This is a genomic window from Devosia sp. WQ 349K1 (assembly GCF_016595685.1).
GTDB lineage: Bacteria > Pseudomonadota > Alphaproteobacteria > Rhizobiales > Devosiaceae > Devosia.
In genome coordinates this window covers 187,951-204,224 of record NZ_JAENGO010000007.1, presented here as the reverse complement: position 1 = coordinate 204,224, position 16,274 = coordinate 187,951, and the positions used below count along the sequence as shown (strand labels likewise).

Below are 16,274 nucleotides of genomic sequence, written 5' to 3'. Positions count from 1 at the left end.
ACGTGTAAATTGCAGCCGGTACAATCAACACTGCGGCCTGCTGACACCCCGGAATTCCGGCCCACTTGGCGTTTCTGGTGGGCATCATATTCGATAGAAAACTCACCGCAGGAATAGCGCACCGCGCTGGGTTCAGGGCCGACTGTGCGGGGTTGAGCCGCAGAGTCCGTCGCAAGTCGTCGCAAAACAAAAATCAGCGCCAAAGAAGATGACGAGCCACAGTACTTTACCACCTATTAACGCGATTCATGGAAGCAAGTTAATGGATCAGAACACGCAAGTGCTTCAGGTGGTATCAATAGCCTAAATGACTACCCCTGAAGACCTTAGGCCGTAATCGGGTCAAGAACGGCCAGTAGGGCCCGTCAAGTTCAGTCTTTGAACGAGACGTCAGGGCAAGCATGAGAGATGAAGTTCTCCAATTTAACTATACGCACCAAGCTGATGGCAGGCGCAGGTGTCATCATCGCCTCCAGCTTGGCAGTTATCGTGATCGGGGGCACTTCCCTGATGTCCAACGCCGCACGGAGCGAAGCAGAGGCGCAGGCACGCGCCCTCATGAGCTCGTATACGGAGATGGTCGAAGGCGAGTTCAGCTCGCTCATCGGCACAGCCCGCGGGTTGAGCGCTGCAGTTGAAGGCACGATTGAGCACGCGCAGTTTAGCCGCGACCAGCTCGGAGAAATGGTCAAAGCCGTTGTCTCCTCGAACCCTGCCCTCACTGGCATGACGCTCGCCTTCGAGCCCAACGCGCTCGACGGGAATGACGCGCTGCATATCGGCCATCCCTATTCAGATGCGACTGGCCGCTTCGTTCCGTATTTCACGAACAGTGAGAACGGCTTGCAAACAGAATTGCTCGACATGTCGCCGGAGAACGGCACGGAGAGCTGGTATGATATGCCACTGCGCGAAAACCGCGATCTGGTGACCCCACCCTACGCCTATCCAGTCAACGGGCAGTCCATCCTGCTCAGCACCTTCACTGAAATCATTCGCAAGAATGACAATCCAATCGGCATTCTCACAGCGGATCTATCCCTCGATACGATCGGTCGCATCATCGGCGAAATGAAGCCGTTTGGCACCGGTCGCATCATGCTGGTCAGCCATGACACCCAGTGGGTGGCCCATTGGGACCCAGCGCAAGTCGGCCAGATGATGCCTCCGGAATTTGCGGCTGGCATGCTGAGCGAAGCCATGGTCACCACTGGCCAAAGCTATATCGACCCGACAGGCACCGAGCTTTTTGCCATTGCGAGCCGCGTTAAATTTCCGGGCGTGTCCGAAGAGTGGACGCTGATCATGGAAATCCCAGCGGCGACCATCTACGCCTCGATCAATGAGACGCGTAATCTGGCGCTGATCGCCTCGGTCGTCCTGCTGATCATCACACTGGCGCTGGTTCGCCTTGGTGCTGGTATGATTGCCAAGCCGATCGTCCGTATGACAGGAGTTATGCGCGAACTCACCGAAGGCAAGTATGACATCGAAGTTCCGTACCGCGACGGCGGGGACGAAATTGGCGGCATGGCGCGTGCGGTAGAAGTCTTCCGCGAAAACGGCCTCAAAATTAGCCAGATGACCGAAGCCGAAGCCGCTCGCATCATTGCCGACGAACAGAGCCGTCGCGATATGATGACCGATCTGCAGGCTGCCTTCGGCGAAGTGGTGGATGCCGCCATCGCTGGCGACTTCTCCAAGCGCGTACATTCCCAGTTCCCAGATCCTGAATTGAACGGCCTTGCAGGCAGCATCAATTCGCTGGTCGAAACTGTGGACCGTGGCATTGGCGAAACCGGTGTCGTGCTCGGCGCTCTCGCTCGCACCGATCTGACCGTCCGCATGTCAGGCGATTATCGCGGTGCCTTCGCCAAGCTCAAGGAAGACGCGAACGCCGTCGCCGAAACGCTGAGCGACGTTGTTAGCCAGCTCAAGCACACCTCACAGTCGATCAAAACGGCGACTGGCGAGCTTCTCTCTGGCGCAAACGATCTCTCCGAACGCACCACCAAGCAGGCTGCAACCATTGAGCAAACCTCTGCCGCGATGGAACAGCTCGCGCATACGGTCGTCCAGAGTGCTGATCGCGCCCGCGATGCCAACCAAGACGCGCAGCTGGTCACACGCACGGCAGAAGAAGGCGGTGAAGTGATGACCAAGGCAACCTTGGCCATGACCCAGATCTCGACCTCATCGGCCAAGATTTCCAACATCATCGGGCTCATCGACGATATCGCCTTCCAGACCAATCTGCTGGCGCTGAACGCTTCGGTTGAAGCGGCACGTGCTGGCGATGCGGGCAAGGGCTTTGCTGTCGTGGCTGTCGAAGTCCGCCGTTTGGCTCAGTCTGCCGCCCAGGCGTCTTCCGACGTCAAGGCCCTGATCGAAGCGTCGGCCAATGAAGTCACCGTGGGCACGCGCCTTGTCGATGAAGCCGCTGGCAAGCTTGCCTCGATGGTTGAAGCCGCCAAGTCCAACTCGCGCCTCATGGACAGCATTGCGCGCGACAGTCGCGAACAGGCCTCGGCCATTGAAGAGGTGACCATCGCCGTCCGCCAGATGGATGAGATGACCCAGCACAATGCGGCGCTTGTTGAAGAAACCAATGCTGCTATCGAACAGACCGAAGCCCAGGCAAACGAGCTAGATCGCGTTGTCGCAGTTTTCCGCACTGACGCCCGTGCTCGCACCTCCGCGGCCGCTCCGGCGGCTCCTGCAGCACCTGCTGCCCGCCCCCAGCGCCGCAATCAGCCATCAGCCGCTCAAACCTATCTCAGCCGCGGCAATACCGCTGTAAACTCAGACTGGGACGAGTTCTGAGGTTCGAACCAGCAAGGGGCTAACCCTGCAACGACGATAGCTTTCAAGGGCCGGAGCACAAAGCTTCGGCCCTAATTTGTTCCAAGCTGCCGCGCGGCAATAGTGCAGCGCGCCCTTAACACTTGATCTCATGAAGCCACCAAGCAAGCAAACGGCGCCAGCTGCATGGTAAAAGCCCTGCGGCCGACCGCCAGCGCATTGGCGAGCGACACTTTCATGTGCAAAACAACATGAATCCAAGTTATCTCTTATCAACGCTTGTGAGTAATTTTTAATGCGTAAGCACATGATACCACAATATATTCATCATATATCAAGTGGAGGTATCCATGCGGAATTTCATGTTCGTTCTTGCATCGCTTGCGCTGGGGAGCACTGCTGCACAGGCCTTTGAGGGTCCTCAGCTCGGTGACGCGACAAGCCCGAAATTGAATTGGTCTGGCCCTTATGTAGGCGCTCAACTTGGGTATTCGTCGGGGACGGCCTACCAGGCTTGGGAACCGGCTCCAAGCGACTACTCCAAGCCCGCCCCCAGAGGCGCGCTTTTGGGCCTCTACCTCGGCTACAATCACCAGCTCGACAATGCTGTCGTGTTGGGCCTAGATGCAGACATCAATTGGAGCGGCGCAAAGGGCCAAAGCGCCCTCTATTACTCCTACGGTCATACCTATCCCGACATTTTCAACACCGATCTGGACGTCAAATGGAACGGAGCGCTGCGCGCTCGTGCTGGCTATGCATTTGATCGTTTCATGCCGTACGTGGCCGTGGGGCCAACGATTGCTCGCGCAAAATTCACCTATTTTGACCGAGGTTCGGTCAGCGAGACTTTTGAAGCCAATTATCTCGGCTGGACGGTTGGTTTGGGCGCTGAATATGCGGTTACAGACAATGTCATTGGCCGCTTTGAGTACCGCCACTCTGACTTTGGTAATGTCCTGTCGGCAGACAATCGCGTCTCGTTCAAGTCTGACTCTGTCCACCTCGGCATTGCATTCAAGTTCTAACACTCGACACATCCGTCATTGAAAATTTGCGGAGCGCCGCAGGTGTGGCGCTCAATCCTCCTCGGAGGCGGTCGCCCTATGGTGATCTTGCTAATGACCTACTCCCCTAACTCCGCTAAGGTCGCGACGACGATTTAGGAGTATTCCCAGTGGCGTTGTTTGCGGTCAGTTTTAAGCTTGAAGACGGTGGCGATTATCAGGAACGCTATAATGCACTGATCAAATCCATCGAGACCAATGCCGATGGTGACATCTGGGGCGAAACCTCGAGCTTTTTCCTCGTGCCTTCAACCCGCAATTCGCTTGGCCTGAAAGAAGACATTATGGCCGGCGCCAATATGCAGGATGGCGATGTGGTCGTGGTCATCAATCTGAGCAAGACCAAAGGTCATTCGACCGACGGCATCAAAAAGAAGTCGCTTTTCAAAAAGCTTATCGACCAGCGCTGAGCGCTAGCCGAATATTTCGCTATGCATAGACAACATGATCAACGCCTGCCGGCGTCACCGGTGGGCGTGTCCGCACTTCGCGGCGGAAGTCGCTCGGCGACATGCCTGCAACTTTTCGGAATGACTTGTTGAAGGCGCTGAGCGAGCCGAAGCCGCTGTCCATGGCAATGGTGAGAACGCTCTCCTCGTCACGCATCAACAGCGCCTGAGCATAAGAGAGCCGCATCAGATTGGTGTAATCGTTCAGCGTCATGCCGGTCGATTTTTTGAACACCGTCATCGCATATTTTGGATGAACATCTGCCGCTACAGCGATGTCTACAGAATCAATTTCCTCGCGGAAGTTCTGCGAGATGAACTCACAAATGCGCACCACGAGAGGCGAGGTGTGCTGATCATTGGCCAATGTGCCAATGGGCTTATCATCCGGTAACATTCGGAACGGCGAGAAGCGGACGCGTTCAATGCGCAGCAGCAGTTCGTCTACGGCGATGCTCGCCTTCATCGGATCGCCCGAGCGCGCATAGGCGTCCCAGCGCGCAAAACTGACTGGGTCGGAGGCGTCCGTATCTTGTGTGATGAGGATATTGCCCTTCATCAGGCGCGATTGAAGCTCGGACGAGAGCCGTAGCCTAAAAAAATGTACCAGCGGAAGATGAGCGCCAGCATAGACAAGGTCGTCGGAACCGTCTGACATCCAGTGCGGCTGCCCGCCCCAGAACATCGCAAGATCGCCCGCCGCGAATGTTACTTCATGGCCCGCCATTTTGTAGTGTGCCCAACCCCTTACAATATAATTGATTTCAACCTGCGCATGCCAGTGCGCAGAGGTCATAATCAAGGGGTGTGCGTGGAATGTATGCAGCGATGTTGGCGTACGCTCAACACCATTAGGCAAGGCGACATAGAATGCTTGGTGAGCAATCTTACTATCCGCCAACTTTGGATGCCGTTTCAAAGCGACCAATTCCTCCCTTCAACTAGCTTAAGAACCGCTCAGAGGAAGAGCAACTGAAAACGGGAGGATAGTTATGACTAAAGTGAGCACGCGTTTTGCACGTACTCTCGCCACCGCTATGGCTGGCGTGAGCATGCTCGGTTTTGCGGCAGCCACCGCAGGCGAAGTGAATGTCTGGGCCTGGGACCCGAACTTCAACATCGCCGCCATGGCCGACGCCACCGCGCGCTACCAAGCCAATAATGCCGACACCACATTCGTCGTGACCAATGTCACCCAAGACGAAATCAACCAGAAGCTACAGACCCAGCTGCTCGCTGGCGTTTCTGATGGCCTGCCTGACATCGTCTTGATTCAGGACGACAATATTCAGCGCTTCCTGCAGTCCTTCCCCGGTGCATTCGTGCCGCTGTCGGACCATATCGATATGAGCAAGTTCGCGGACTACAAGGTCGCGGCGGCAACATATGAAGGCAAGTCCTACTCCCTGCCGTTTGACTCCGGCGTGACTGGCCTCTTCTACCGCGCCGACTACCTTGAAGAAGCGGGCTACAAGCCTGAAGACGTTCAGGACATCACCTGGGATCGCCTGGTCGAGATCGGCAAGGACATTCTTGCCAAGACCGGCAAGCAGCTGATCGACATGGACTATAATGATGATGGTCAGATCATCATGATGATGCTGTCCGCCGGTCAGTGGTACCTCAAGGAAGGGAATGAGCCGAACATTCTCGACAACCCTGCGCTCAAGGAATCCCTGGAAGTCTTCCAGGAAATGGCTCAGGCAGGCCTGATCAAGCCAGTGTCGGATTGGACTGGCTACACCGGCGCGTTCACCTCGGGCGAAATCGCCATGGTTCCGCAGGGTGTTTGGATCACCGGTACCGTTAAGTCGGCAGCCGATCAGGCTGGCAAGTGGCGCGTAGCCCCAATGCCAAAGCTCAATGATGTTGCAGGCGCAACCAACTATTCCAACAATGGTGGCTCGAGCTGGTACGTGCTGTCCTCCTCGCAGAACCAGGAAGAAGCCATCGACTTCCTCAAGACCATCTGGGCGGAAGACGTCGATTTCTACCAGGGCATTCTGATCAATCAGGGCGCTGTTGGCTCGCTCCTCGCTGCCCGTGATGGCGACGCCTACAAGGCCAGCGACGAATTCTTCAGCGGCGAACCCGTCTGGCAGAACTTCTCCGATTGGCTCGCTCAGGTTCCATCAGTCGACTACGGCACCTTCACGCCAGAAGCTCGCCTCGCTGTTCGCGCTCAGCTGCCGAACATCGCTAACGGCGGCAATATCGATGAAGCGCTGAAGGCTATGGACGCTCAGCTGCGCCAGCAGATGCAATAATTCCTCCCCGACGGGGGGCGGGTTCCGGCCTGCCCCCTTCCGAGAAATTCCAGCATTTGATTGGAGCGGACATGGCGCAAGCGCGTTTGGACCGTAATGAGCAGTTCAATGGCTGGGCATTTGTCATGCCAGCATTGGTCCTGCTTGGCCTGTTTATGATCTACCCCATTATCTGGTCGCTCTGGATGAGCTTTCAGGTAGGGCGTGGCAACAGCTTTTCATTTGGCGGCTTCGCCAATATCCAGCGTTTGGCCAATGACGCCCTGCTCGTTCAGGCGCTGACCAACACCATCATCTTCTTCATCATCCAAGTGCCGATCATGATCGTTTTGGCCCTGCTGTTCGCAGTGGCGCTGAACGATCCATCGCTGCGCTTCCGCGGGCTCTTCAGAACTCTTCTGTTCCTGCCTTGCGTCACCTCGCTGATCGCCTATTCAAGCCTTTTCAAGTCGATGTTCTCGACCGATGGCGTCATCAATCAGGCGCTCATGGGCCTGCATATCATCGGCGCGCCAATCCCGTGGCTGACCGACCCTTTCTGGGCCAAGATCGTCATCATCTCCGCCATCACCTGGCGGTGGACCGGCTACAACATGATCTTCTATCTCGCTGCGCTCCAGAACATCGACAAGTCGATTTATGAAGCTGCGCGCATTGATGGCGTGCCCGCATGGGCGCGCTTCTGGAGGATCACCGTTCCGATGCTCAAGCCGGTGATCCTGTTCACCACCATTCTGTCCACCATCGGCACGCTGCAGCTGTTTGATGAGGTCAACAACATTACCCAGGGCGGCCCGGGCAATGGCACGATGACCCTCTCACTCTACATCTACAACCTCACCTTCCGCATGATGCCAAGCTTTGGCTATTCGGCTTTGGTTTCGTGGGTGATCGTTCTGATTGTGGCAGTTCTCAGCATCATGCAGTTCTTCATTGCACGCGATCGCCGGAGGGCATCATGAGCAGCTATCTGATCAAGCGCACGGCGACCTATGCTCTGCTAGCCTTTGCAGCCTTCCTATCGGTCTTCCCCTTCTTCTGGATGGTGGTAGGTGCCACCAACAAGTCGAGCGATATCGTCACCGGTAGGCTCAGCGTTGGCACCAGCCTCTTCGAGAACTTCGCCAATCTGATGGCTCAAGTCGATCTCGTGCGGGTCTTTGGCAATTCATTCTACATTGCCATTGTCTCCACCGTTCTGACCTTAGCCGTTTCGTCCATGGCGGGTTACGGCTTTGAGATCTTCCGCTCCCGTGTTCGCGAGCGCATTTTCCAGCTGCTCCTGCTGTTTCTGTCGATCCCCTTTGCGGCGCTGATGGTACCGCTGTTCGTGATGATCTCGCGGGCGCAGCTGAGCAATAGTTTCACCGCTGTGATCCTGCCCAGCATCGCTTCGATTTTCATCATCTTCTACTTCCGTCAGGCTACGAAGGCGTTCCCCAGCGAGTTGCGTGATGCGGCCCGTGTGGACGGCCTCAAGGAATGGCAAATCTTCCTTTTCGTCTATCTGCCCACCATGCGCTCCACCTATGCGGCAGCCACCATCATCGTCTTCATGGGCGCGTGGAACAACTATCTGTGGCCGCTGATCGTGCTGCAGACCAATGAGAACAAAACCATCACCCTCGTCCTGTCGACGCTCACCGCAGCGTATACGCCCGACTATGGGGTGATCCTCCTGACAACCGTTTTGGCCACGCTGCCAACCCTCGTCATCTTCTTTGTCCTGCAACGCCAGTTCGTTCAGGGCATGCTCGGCGCCGTAAAGTGAGGAACATCAAATGAGCAGCCTCAATCTCAGAGAACTCCGCAAATCCTACGGCGCCTTGGAGGTCATCAAGGGCGTTAATCTGGACATCACGTCCAAAGAGTTCGTCGTTTTCGTTGGCCCCTCTGGCTGCGGAAAATCGACCCTTCTTCGGATGATCGCCGGATTGGAACACATCTCGTCTGGCGATCTCACGATCGGCGGCAAACGGATGAACGATGTTGATCCGTCCAAGCGGGGCATCGCCATGGTGTTCCAGACTTATGCTCTCTATCCGCACATGACGGTGCGCGAGAATATGGGTTTTGCCCTGCGCTTCGCTAAAGTCCCCAAGGACGAAATCCGGCGGCAGGTTGATGCTGCCGCTAAAATCCTTGCGCTCGATCCCCTGATGGACCGTCTGCCCAAGGAACTGTCCGGTGGTCAGCGTCAGCGCGTCGCTATCGGTCGTGCCATCGTGCGTCAGCCGGAAGTGTTCCTCTTTGACGAGCCGCTTTCCAACCTCGACGCAGAGCTGCGCGTGCATATGCGCATCGAGATTGCGCGCCTGCACAAAGAGCTCCAGACCACCATTATCTACGTGACCCACGATCAGGTGGAGGCCATGACTTTGGCCGATAAGATCGTGGTGTTGCGTGATGGTCGGATTGAGCAGGTCGGGCGTCCGCTCGATCTTTACGATGATCCAGACAATCAGTTCGTCGCCGGCTTCATCGGCTCCCCGAAGATGAACTTTTTCGCTGCTGAAGTTATCGAAGCCAGCGCTCAATCAGCTACCGTGCGCCTTGCCGATCATGGTGGCGTTGCGGTCACCCTGCCGGTCCAGAATGCGAAGAAGGGCGAAAAAGTCACGCTCGGCGTGCGCCCCGAGCATTTCATCACGGCCCCGGCAGAGGGACCATCTCTGACGTTCGCCATAGACGTTGCCGAACATCTGGGCTCGACCAGCTTTGTCTACGCGCATTCGCATGGCGAACCCATCATCATTGAACGCGAAGAAGCCCGCAGCGACGTTGGCGCCACCAGCATCACCGTCGGGATCGATCCGAGCAAGGCTTACCTTTTTGCCGCCAACGGCCAGCGTATCCGCTGACCCAAGTCGCCACATAAATTTGGACGACCGGTGCTGTGTCGTCCCATACCAAGGACCTTAGACTATGACGAAGACGAAAATCCGCTGGGGCATCATCGGGCCAGGCAGCATTGCCAAGGCCTTCCGCGGCGGCCTGCTCGATAGCGAGCATGGAGAACTCGCGGCCATCGCAACCCGCGATCCAAGCCGCGCCTCCCTCGCCACCGACTTCCCCGGCATCCGCGTTGTGCATGGCTACGACGCTCTGCTGGCTGATGCCGACATTGATGCGGTCTACATCGCCGTGCCGCACACCGGCCACGCCGAATGGGCCATCAAGGCAGCTGAAGCGGGCAAGCACGTGCTCGTGGAAAAGCCGTTTGCGCTAAGCGCGCATGAGGCCGATGCGGTCTTCCACGCTCACCGCAAGGCTGGCACTTTTGCTGGCGAAGCCTTCATGTATCGCCTGCATCCACAGACAGCGAAAATCATTGAACTGGTGAAGTCCGGCACCATCGGCGAAGTCCGCATGATCCAATCGAGCTTCGGCTTCAACATGGGCTCCTTCCAGCCCGAGCACCGCTTGTTTGCTTCAAAGCTGGCCGGTGGTGGCATTATGGACGTGGGCTGCTATCCCGTTTCCATGGCCCGCTTGCTCGCTGGCGCGGTGGACGGCAAGCCGTTCGCCGATCCGGTAAAGGTCGCTGGCACGGCTGCGCTCAACGCTGAAGGCACCGACGATACCGCCGCAGCAATCCTCACCTTCGGCAATGGCATCGTCGCGCAGGTTTCTTGCGCCGTTATGGCCAATCTCGACAACGTCCTGCATATCCACGGCTCGCAAGGCCGCATTGACGTGCCAGACTTCTGGTTCGCTGGCGGCAATCGCGATCAGGGTCTTGGCAAGATCGAGATCGTGAAGGGCGGCAAGACCGAAAGCGTTTCGGTCAACGAAACCCGTCACGTCTATTCCTTTGAAGCCGACGCGGCCTCCAAGGCGATCCTCGAAGGTCGTCAGGAATTTGCCGAACCCGGCATGAGCTGGAATGATACCCTGGGCAATCTACGCGTTCTCGATAAGTGGCGCGCAGACACGGGCATCGAATTCTCTATTGAAAAATCCAAGACCCGCCTCACCACGCTCGACAACCGCAAGCTGGGTGCCAATACGGGAATCATTCCCAAGCGCTCCATTCCGGGCCTCTCCAAGCAGGCTTCCGCGGTTGCGCTCGGCTTTGAAGATTTTAAAACCTTCGCATCCGGCGCCATTCTGCTTGATGCGTTTTGGGAGCGTGGCGGCAATCTCTTTGACACCGCCTTCGTTTACGGCGGCGGCTACACCGAAAAGCTCTTTGGCGAATGGCACACCAGCCGCGGTACCCGCGAACAGGCTGTGCTCATCGGCAAGGGTGCGCACTCCCCGCTCTGCTATCCGGACGTGATCGGCAAGCAGCTGACCCAGTCGCTGGATCGCCTCCAGACCGACTATGTCGACGTCTACTTCATGCACCGCGACAATCTTGATGTCCCAGTGGGCGAATTCGTCGACGCTATGGACGCTGAGGTGAAGGCCGGTCGCATTCGTGGTCCGTTCGGCGGCTCAAACTGGACCAAGGAGCGTATGGACGAAGCGATTGCTTATGCCGAACGCACCGGCAAGACCAAGCCGCAGGCGCTGTCGAACAATTTTGCCCTCGCAGAAATGCTCGATCCGATCTGGGACGGTTGCGTCACCTCTTCGACACCCGCGTATAAGCAATGGCTGATTGACCGTCAGGTCGCCAACTTCTCGTGGTCAAGCCAGGCGCGCGGCTTCTTTACCGACCTTGCTGGTCGCGACAAGACCGATAACGAAGAGCTGGTCCGGGTTTGGTACAATGACCAGAATTTTGGTCGCCGTGACCGCGCCCTGCAACTGGCAAAGGAACTCGGAAAGTCCCCGATCCACGTTGCACTTGCCTATGTGCTCACCCAAGAGTTTCCGAGCATACCGCTCATCGGCCCGCGTCGCGTGCTCGAACTCGACGACAGCCTGCAAGCCTTTGACATCAAGCTTTCGCCAGAACAGGTGAAGTGGCTTGAACAGGGCTGATCGCTGTTAAAGTTTTGAATCAAGGAGCCGCCAGATTCCTCTGGCGGCTTTTTCGTTATTCAGCGTAGCGCCCTGAAAAGCCTTTGGGAATAACCAGCGGCGTGTGGGACACCGGATCGTCTATAATCAGGCACGGCAGGCCGAACACGGCCTCAACCAATTCCGCCGTGATGATGTCAGATGGCCTGCCTTCGGCCACCACTTGCCCGTCTCGCATCGCGATGATGTGGCTGGCATAGCGGCAGGCATGATTGAGGTCGTGCAAGACCGCGACCACGGTCTGACCATTCTTTGAATTGAGGTCACTCATCAGCTCCATCAGCTCGATCTGATGGGTGATGTCGAGGAATGTAGTGGGTTCATCCAGCAACAGAATTGGCGTTTGCTGCGCCAAGACCATGGCCACCCACACGCGTTGACGCTGACCACCGGACAGCTCGTCCACCAAGCGGTCGGAAAGCTCGGTCACCTTGGTCGCGTCCATGGCCTCCAATACGGCCGCCTCATCAGCCTCTGACCATTGCTGGAACAGCTTTTGATGCGGGTATCGTCCCCGCGCGATCAGATCGGCCACCCGAATACCATCGGGTGCAATCGAGCTTTGCGGCAGAAGGCCCAAGCGCCGCGCGACTTCCTTGGCAGGCAGCGAGTGGATCGACTGACCATCGAGGATCACCTGCCCTTGCCTAGGCTTGAGCAGCCGTGAAAGCGCCCGCAAGAGGGTCGATTTCCCGCAAGCATTCGCTCCGACGATCACGGTAAAGGACTTGTCCGGAATTGCGACGGACAGCTCGCGCGAGATGATCCGCTGCTCATAGCCAAAAGTGGCGTTCTCGGCGGCGAGCCGCACCGGCAACTTCTTGTCATTTGTCATCAGCGCCGCGCCTCACGAATAAGGAGCCAGGCGAAATAGACGCCGCCCAAGCTCACGGTAACTATGCCCACTGGCAGTTGCGTCGGCGCAAAGGCGCGCTGGGCGATGAAATCTGCTGCCAACAGCAATACCCCGCCCATCGCCGCCGCTGGTAGCAAGGCCACGCCAGCGTCTCCCGTCAGCCGCCGCGCCAATTGCGGCGCGACCAGAGCCACAAACCCAATCGGCCCCGCTGTCGCAGTGACCACAGCCGTAAGCCCAACGCCAACCACCAATAAAAGCACCCGACTTTTCTCGGCATTGACACCGAGACCGCGCGCCGCATCGTCGCCCAACTCGAGCTGCGCCAAAGGGCGACTGAGTAGCAGTGCAGCCGGAATGAGAACAAGCAGGATCACGCCAGCATAGCTCAGACGTTCAAGCGTCATGCCATTAAGGCTCCCTGCCCCCCAGACTGACGCCATCATTGCCAATTCAACCTTAGCGCGCAGCAACATCCACGTGTTGAGCGAGTTCAGCATGGCCGAAACGCCGATACCGACGATGATCAGTCTAAACCCCTGCACGCCGCGACGATACGCGAGGAGATAAACCAGCAGCGCCGTCACGAGCCCTCCAACGAGCGCTCCACCAGCGACAGCCATATAGCCCCCGCCGAGCAGTGTGATGACGATTAGCGCCCCCGTATAGCTTCCCGCATCAAATCCGATGATATCGGGGCTACCGAGCGGGTTTCGCGTCAGCGACTGAAAGATCGCTCCAGCCATGCCCAATGCCGCGCCGAGGATCAGCGCCAGCAGGACCCTCGGCAGACGCCATTCGACCACAACCATATGGGTCCGACCGTCAGCCTGACCGAGGAGCGCGCCAATCACATCGGGAAAGCTCACCGCAAAATCGCCGGAAGCTAGCGAGAGGATTGTGAGGAACCCCGCAACGGCCAAAAGCGCGCCAACCACCAGCCACGACTGCACATCTATGCGCTGAGAAAACGGCCAGCGCCGCGATCGCAAAACCACTGTCCGCCGACCACTCGCGAGCGTTTTCATAATCCGCTCACCTTGCCCCTTCGGGCCAAGAAAATGACCACTGGGGCGCCCATAAATGCCAGCACTATGCCAACTTGGAGCTCACCCGGCGCCAACACCACGCGCCCGACAATATCGGAGACCAAAAGCAGGATCGGTGCCAACACCGCCGTGTAAGAAAAAATCCAACGCTGGTCAGGACCTACGTACCACCGTGCCACATGCGGAACCATCAATCCGACAAAGCCAATGGGCCCAACCGCGGCCGTTGAAGCCCCGGCAAGAAGCGTCGTTGCAATAACGACCAGGGTCCTCGTGCGCCACAAATTCGCTCCTAAAGCGGCCGCCAATTCACTCCCCAATGCCACAGCATTGAGCGGACGCGCCACAAACAACGCAAGCCCAAAGCCCACCAGAAAGAACGGCCAAACTGTTGATAATGCTTCGTAACCCGTCGTCACGAGGGAGCCCGCGCTCCACTGGCGCATGCGGTCAAAGGTGCTTGGATCGAGCAGCGATATCCCCGACGTGACGCCCCCCAGCACGGCGCCCAAGGCCACGCCTGATAAGGTCAATCGCAAGGGCGTTGCCCCGCCCCGACCAGCCGAGCCGATGACATAAACGATCACTGTCGCGCTAATGGCCCCTGCCAGTGCGAACCAGACATAGCCGCCAATGCCGCTGACCCCGAAGAAGCCGATGCCGATAACGACGAAGAATGCCGCTCCTGCGTTGATGCCCAAAATACCAGGATCGGCCAATGAGTTACGCGTCAACGCTTGGATCAATGCACCAGACAAGCCAAGCGCTATCCCCACCAGCACGCCCATAATTGTCCTCGGTGCGCGCAGCCCGGCGATAATGGCGTGATCGTCGCTATCGTTATAGGCAAACAGAGCGTCGACCACAGTGGCAACAGGGATATAGCGCGCGCCAATAGCAAGACTGAGCATCACCGCAAGAATAAGCACGCCGGAACAGACAATTAGCCCCAAAAGACGCGAGCGATTGCTATCGACAACACCGGGGCGTTTCGCTTCCCCTTGCGCCAATTTTTGGCTTGTCATCGATAGCGACGCCATTAGAAGCCCTTTGTTTCCAGCATGCTAATTCAACTCGCCAAACTGGGCCCGGTGCAACCGCGCATATGCCCCACCCAAGTTCAAGAGCTCTGCGTGCGGCCCCTGCTCCACAATGCCGGTTTCGTCGACGACGACAATCCGGTCCGCGTGCTGAATAGTAGCAAGGCGATGCGCGATGATCAGTGAAGTGCGGCCAACTGCGAGCTCCGCCAGCGAGCGCTGGATCGCCAATTCGGTAGCCGTATCGAGTGCCGACGTCGCCTCATCGAGAACCAAAATCGGTGGGTTTTTCAAGAAGATACGAGCAATAGCTACACGTTGCTTTTGGCCCCCGGAGAGTTTTACGCCGCGTTCGCCAACCATAGTATCGAGCCCATTAGGCATGCGCGCGATGACTGCTTCAAGCCGCGCCCGCCGCGCTGCTTCCATGATCTCCTCGTCCGTCGCGCCAAGGCGGCCATAGGCGATATTATCGCGCAAGGTGCCACCGAAGAGGAAGACGTCCTGCTGCACGATGCCAATTTGCTCGCGCAGACTGGTTTGCGTCATGTCACGAATATCGATCCCATCCACGGAGATGGAGCCGGAATTGATCTCGTAGAAACGCGGCAGGAGCGCGCAAAGCGTTGTTTTCCCAGCGCCCGACGGTCCAACAATGGCGAGCGTTTCGCCTGCTTTGATGTCGAGATTGATATTGGCCAAAATCGTTCGGCCGCTTTCATACGCAAAGCTCACATCGTTAAAACGAATGTCGCCACGCAGGTGCGATACGGTTACGGCATCGGGCTTATCGGCAATGTCGGGTGCTGTATCGATCAGCTTGGTAAATCGCGTGAAGCCCGCTATGCCTTTGGGATAGCTCTCCAATACACCTGCGATCTGGTCGATTGGGCGCATAAAGACGGTCACCAGAAGCAAGAAGCTAACAAAGCCGCCATAGCTCAACTCACCCAGAGTAACGAGCCAAGCCCCCACCAGCATGACCATCAGCTGGACCACTCGGGTCGAGAGATAGGTTACGACCTGACTGGTGGTCATAATCGCATAGGCGCGCAGTTTGGTGGACCGATAGGCCTGATTGTTGCCAGCGAAGAGCTTTGCTTCGTGTTGCTCATTGGCGAAGGCCTTGACCACTCGAACGCCACCAATGGCGTCTTCGACACGGGTATTGAAGTCCCCCACTTGGCGGAACAGCTCACGCCAGTTGCGGGTCATTTTCTTGCCCTGGGTCGCGACCAACCAGCTCAGCACCGGCACGAGCACCACGGTGATCACAGCCAATTTCCAGTTGGTCAGGAACATCAAAATGAACGCGCCAATGAAGGTCATGATGGCGATGAACACATCTTCGGGGCCGTGGTGCGCAACCTCACCGACGTCTTCCAAGTCCTTGGTAACGTGCGTAATTAGATGGCCGGTCTTATGATTATCGAAGAAGCGGAAGCTCAGCTTCTGCAAGTGATCGAACACCTGCCTGCGCATATCGGTCTCGATAGAGACACCCAGCACGTGACCAAAATAGTTCACGACGGCTTTAAGAACGGCGCCAAAGCAGTAGATGACGAGCAAAGTTATCCCCGCGAGGAGGATGAGGTTGTAATCTCCCTGCGGCAATAACTCGTCGACAAATTTGGAGACAGCGACAGGGAAAGCCAACTCAAGCAATCCAGCGAGCACGGCGCATCCAAAGTCTAATATAAACAATCCCTTATAGGGAGCGTAGTAAGCAAAGAAGCGCTTCAGCATAACCTGACCAATCTATTCCACTTACGC

The 16,274-nt window shown here is 57.2% G+C and carries 13 protein-coding genes; 8 read left to right on the top strand and 5 right to left on the bottom strand.

The genetic code is table 11. The features are described 5' to 3' along the window. Positions 1 to 408: 408 nt before the first annotated feature. The 3 genes from JHL21_RS15000 (at position 409) to JHL21_RS14990 (ending at position 4,279) form a co-directional block, all read left to right on the top strand. Complete coding sequence (locus tag JHL21_RS15000; RefSeq protein WP_254082078.1) at positions 409 to 2,823, top strand: methyl-accepting chemotaxis protein; 2,415 nt, start codon at positions 409 to 411, stop codon at positions 2,821 to 2,823. 329 nt (positions 2,824 to 3,152) lie between these two features. Then, positions 3,153 to 3,830 (top strand): outer membrane protein, encoded by a 678-nt coding sequence (locus JHL21_RS14995; protein ID WP_200214326.1) that lies wholly within the window; start codon positions 3,153 to 3,155, stop codon positions 3,828 to 3,830. Between the two features lie 149 nt (positions 3,831 to 3,979). After that, positions 3,980 to 4,279 (top strand): hypothetical protein, encoded by a 300-nt coding sequence (locus tag JHL21_RS14990; protein ID WP_169194085.1) that lies wholly within the window; start codon positions 3,980 to 3,982, stop codon positions 4,277 to 4,279. Positions 4,280 to 4,298: 19 nt separating this feature from the next. Here the strand turns inward: JHL21_RS14990 and JHL21_RS14985 are convergent, their stop codons facing one another. Beyond that, positions 4,299 to 5,177, bottom strand: a complete 879-nt coding sequence (locus JHL21_RS14985; RefSeq protein WP_248308858.1) for a helix-turn-helix domain-containing protein — start codon at positions 5,175 to 5,177, stop codon at positions 4,299 to 4,301. Positions 5,178 to 5,310: 133 nt separating this feature from the next. Between JHL21_RS14985 and JHL21_RS14980 the strand changes: the two genes are divergently transcribed. The 5 genes from JHL21_RS14980 to JHL21_RS14960 all read left to right on the top strand — a co-directional run bounded on the left by JHL21_RS14980 (position 5,311) and on the right by JHL21_RS14960 (position 11,517). Continuing rightward, a complete protein-coding gene (locus JHL21_RS14980) occupies positions 5,311 to 6,585 on the top strand; it encodes an ABC transporter substrate-binding protein (RefSeq protein ID WP_200214325.1) in 1,275 nt (424 codons plus the stop codon). A 71-nt stretch (positions 6,586 to 6,656) separates the two neighbouring features. Continuing rightward, complete coding sequence (locus JHL21_RS14975; RefSeq protein ID WP_169194087.1) at positions 6,657 to 7,547, top strand: carbohydrate ABC transporter permease; 891 nt, start codon at positions 6,657 to 6,659, stop codon at positions 7,545 to 7,547. Further along, the gene (locus JHL21_RS14970; RefSeq protein WP_169194088.1) at positions 7,544 to 8,356 is read left to right on the top strand and encodes a carbohydrate ABC transporter permease; all 813 of its coding nucleotides are present in this window, start codon (positions 7,544 to 7,546) and stop codon (positions 8,354 to 8,356) included. Before JHL21_RS14975 ends, JHL21_RS14970 begins: the two co-directional genes overlap by 4 nt. Positions 8,357 to 8,366: 10 nt before the next feature. Next, positions 8,367 to 9,446, top strand: coding sequence for an ABC transporter ATP-binding protein (locus JHL21_RS14965; RefSeq protein WP_169194089.1), 1,080 nt, complete (start codon positions 8,367 to 8,369; stop codon positions 9,444 to 9,446). Positions 9,447 to 9,510: 64 nt separating this feature from the next. Next, a complete protein-coding gene (locus JHL21_RS14960) occupies positions 9,511 to 11,517 on the top strand; it encodes an aldo/keto reductase (protein ID WP_200214323.1) in 2,007 nt (668 codons plus the stop codon). A gap of 55 nt (positions 11,518 to 11,572) precedes the next feature. Here JHL21_RS14960 and JHL21_RS14955 read toward each other — a convergent pair whose 3' ends face one another. The 4 genes from JHL21_RS14955 to JHL21_RS14940 are packed head-to-tail and all read right to left on the bottom strand — an operon-like array spanning position 11,573 to position 16,247. Further along, positions 11,573 to 12,391, bottom strand: a complete 819-nt coding sequence (locus JHL21_RS14955) for an ABC transporter ATP-binding protein (RefSeq protein WP_200214322.1) — start codon at positions 12,389 to 12,391, stop codon at positions 11,573 to 11,575. Continuing rightward, on the bottom strand, positions 12,391 to 13,440 hold the full coding sequence (locus JHL21_RS14950; protein ID WP_200214320.1) for an iron chelate uptake ABC transporter family permease subunit: 1,050 nt from the start codon (positions 13,438 to 13,440) through the stop codon (positions 12,391 to 12,393). The genes JHL21_RS14955 and JHL21_RS14950 overlap by 1 nt, the downstream gene beginning before the upstream one ends. Next, on the bottom strand, positions 13,437 to 14,501 hold the full coding sequence (locus JHL21_RS14945; RefSeq protein ID WP_254082077.1) for an iron chelate uptake ABC transporter family permease subunit: 1,065 nt from the start codon (positions 14,499 to 14,501) through the stop codon (positions 13,437 to 13,439). Before JHL21_RS14945 ends, JHL21_RS14950 begins: the two co-directional genes overlap by 4 nt. Positions 14,502 to 14,525: 24 nt before the next feature. Beyond that, a complete protein-coding gene (locus tag JHL21_RS14940; RefSeq protein WP_200214319.1) occupies positions 14,526 to 16,247 on the bottom strand; it encodes an ABC transporter ATP-binding protein in 1,722 nt (573 codons plus the stop codon). Positions 16,248 to 16,274 lie beyond the last annotated feature (27 nt).

What these genes read in the sequence shown, in the direction of transcription:
- JHL21_RS14945 (WP_254082077.1), bottom strand. Translation starts at nt 14,501, where the DNA reads ATGGCGTCGCTATCGATGACAAGCCAAAAATTGGCGCAAGGGGAAGCG.
- JHL21_RS14960 (WP_200214323.1), top strand. Translation starts at nt 9,511, where the DNA reads ATGACGAAGACGAAAATCCGCTGGGGCATCATCGGGCCAGGCAGCATT.
- JHL21_RS14950 (WP_200214320.1), bottom strand. Translation starts at nt 13,440, where the DNA reads ATGAAAACGCTCGCGAGTGGTCGGCGGACAGTGGTTTTGCGATCGCGG.
- JHL21_RS14980 (WP_200214325.1), top strand. Translation starts at nt 5,311, where the DNA reads ATGACTAAAGTGAGCACGCGTTTTGCACGTACTCTCGCCACCGCTATG.
- JHL21_RS14995 (WP_200214326.1), top strand. Translation starts at nt 3,153, where the DNA reads ATGCGGAATTTCATGTTCGTTCTTGCATCGCTTGCGCTGGGGAGCACT.
- JHL21_RS14955 (WP_200214322.1), bottom strand. Translation starts at nt 12,391, where the DNA reads ATGACAAATGACAAGAAGTTGCCGGTGCGGCTCGCCGCCGAGAACGCC.
- JHL21_RS15000 (WP_254082078.1), top strand. Translation starts at nt 409, where the DNA reads ATGAAGTTCTCCAATTTAACTATACGCACCAAGCTGATGGCAGGCGCA.
- JHL21_RS14965 (WP_169194089.1), top strand. Translation starts at nt 8,367, where the DNA reads ATGAGCAGCCTCAATCTCAGAGAACTCCGCAAATCCTACGGCGCCTTG.
- JHL21_RS14940 (WP_200214319.1), bottom strand. Translation starts at nt 16,247, where the DNA reads ATGCTGAAGCGCTTCTTTGCTTACTACGCTCCCTATAAGGGATTGTTT.
- JHL21_RS14975 (WP_169194087.1), top strand. Translation starts at nt 6,657, where the DNA reads ATGGCGCAAGCGCGTTTGGACCGTAATGAGCAGTTCAATGGCTGGGCA.
- JHL21_RS14970 (WP_169194088.1), top strand. Translation starts at nt 7,544, where the DNA reads ATGAGCAGCTATCTGATCAAGCGCACGGCGACCTATGCTCTGCTAGCC.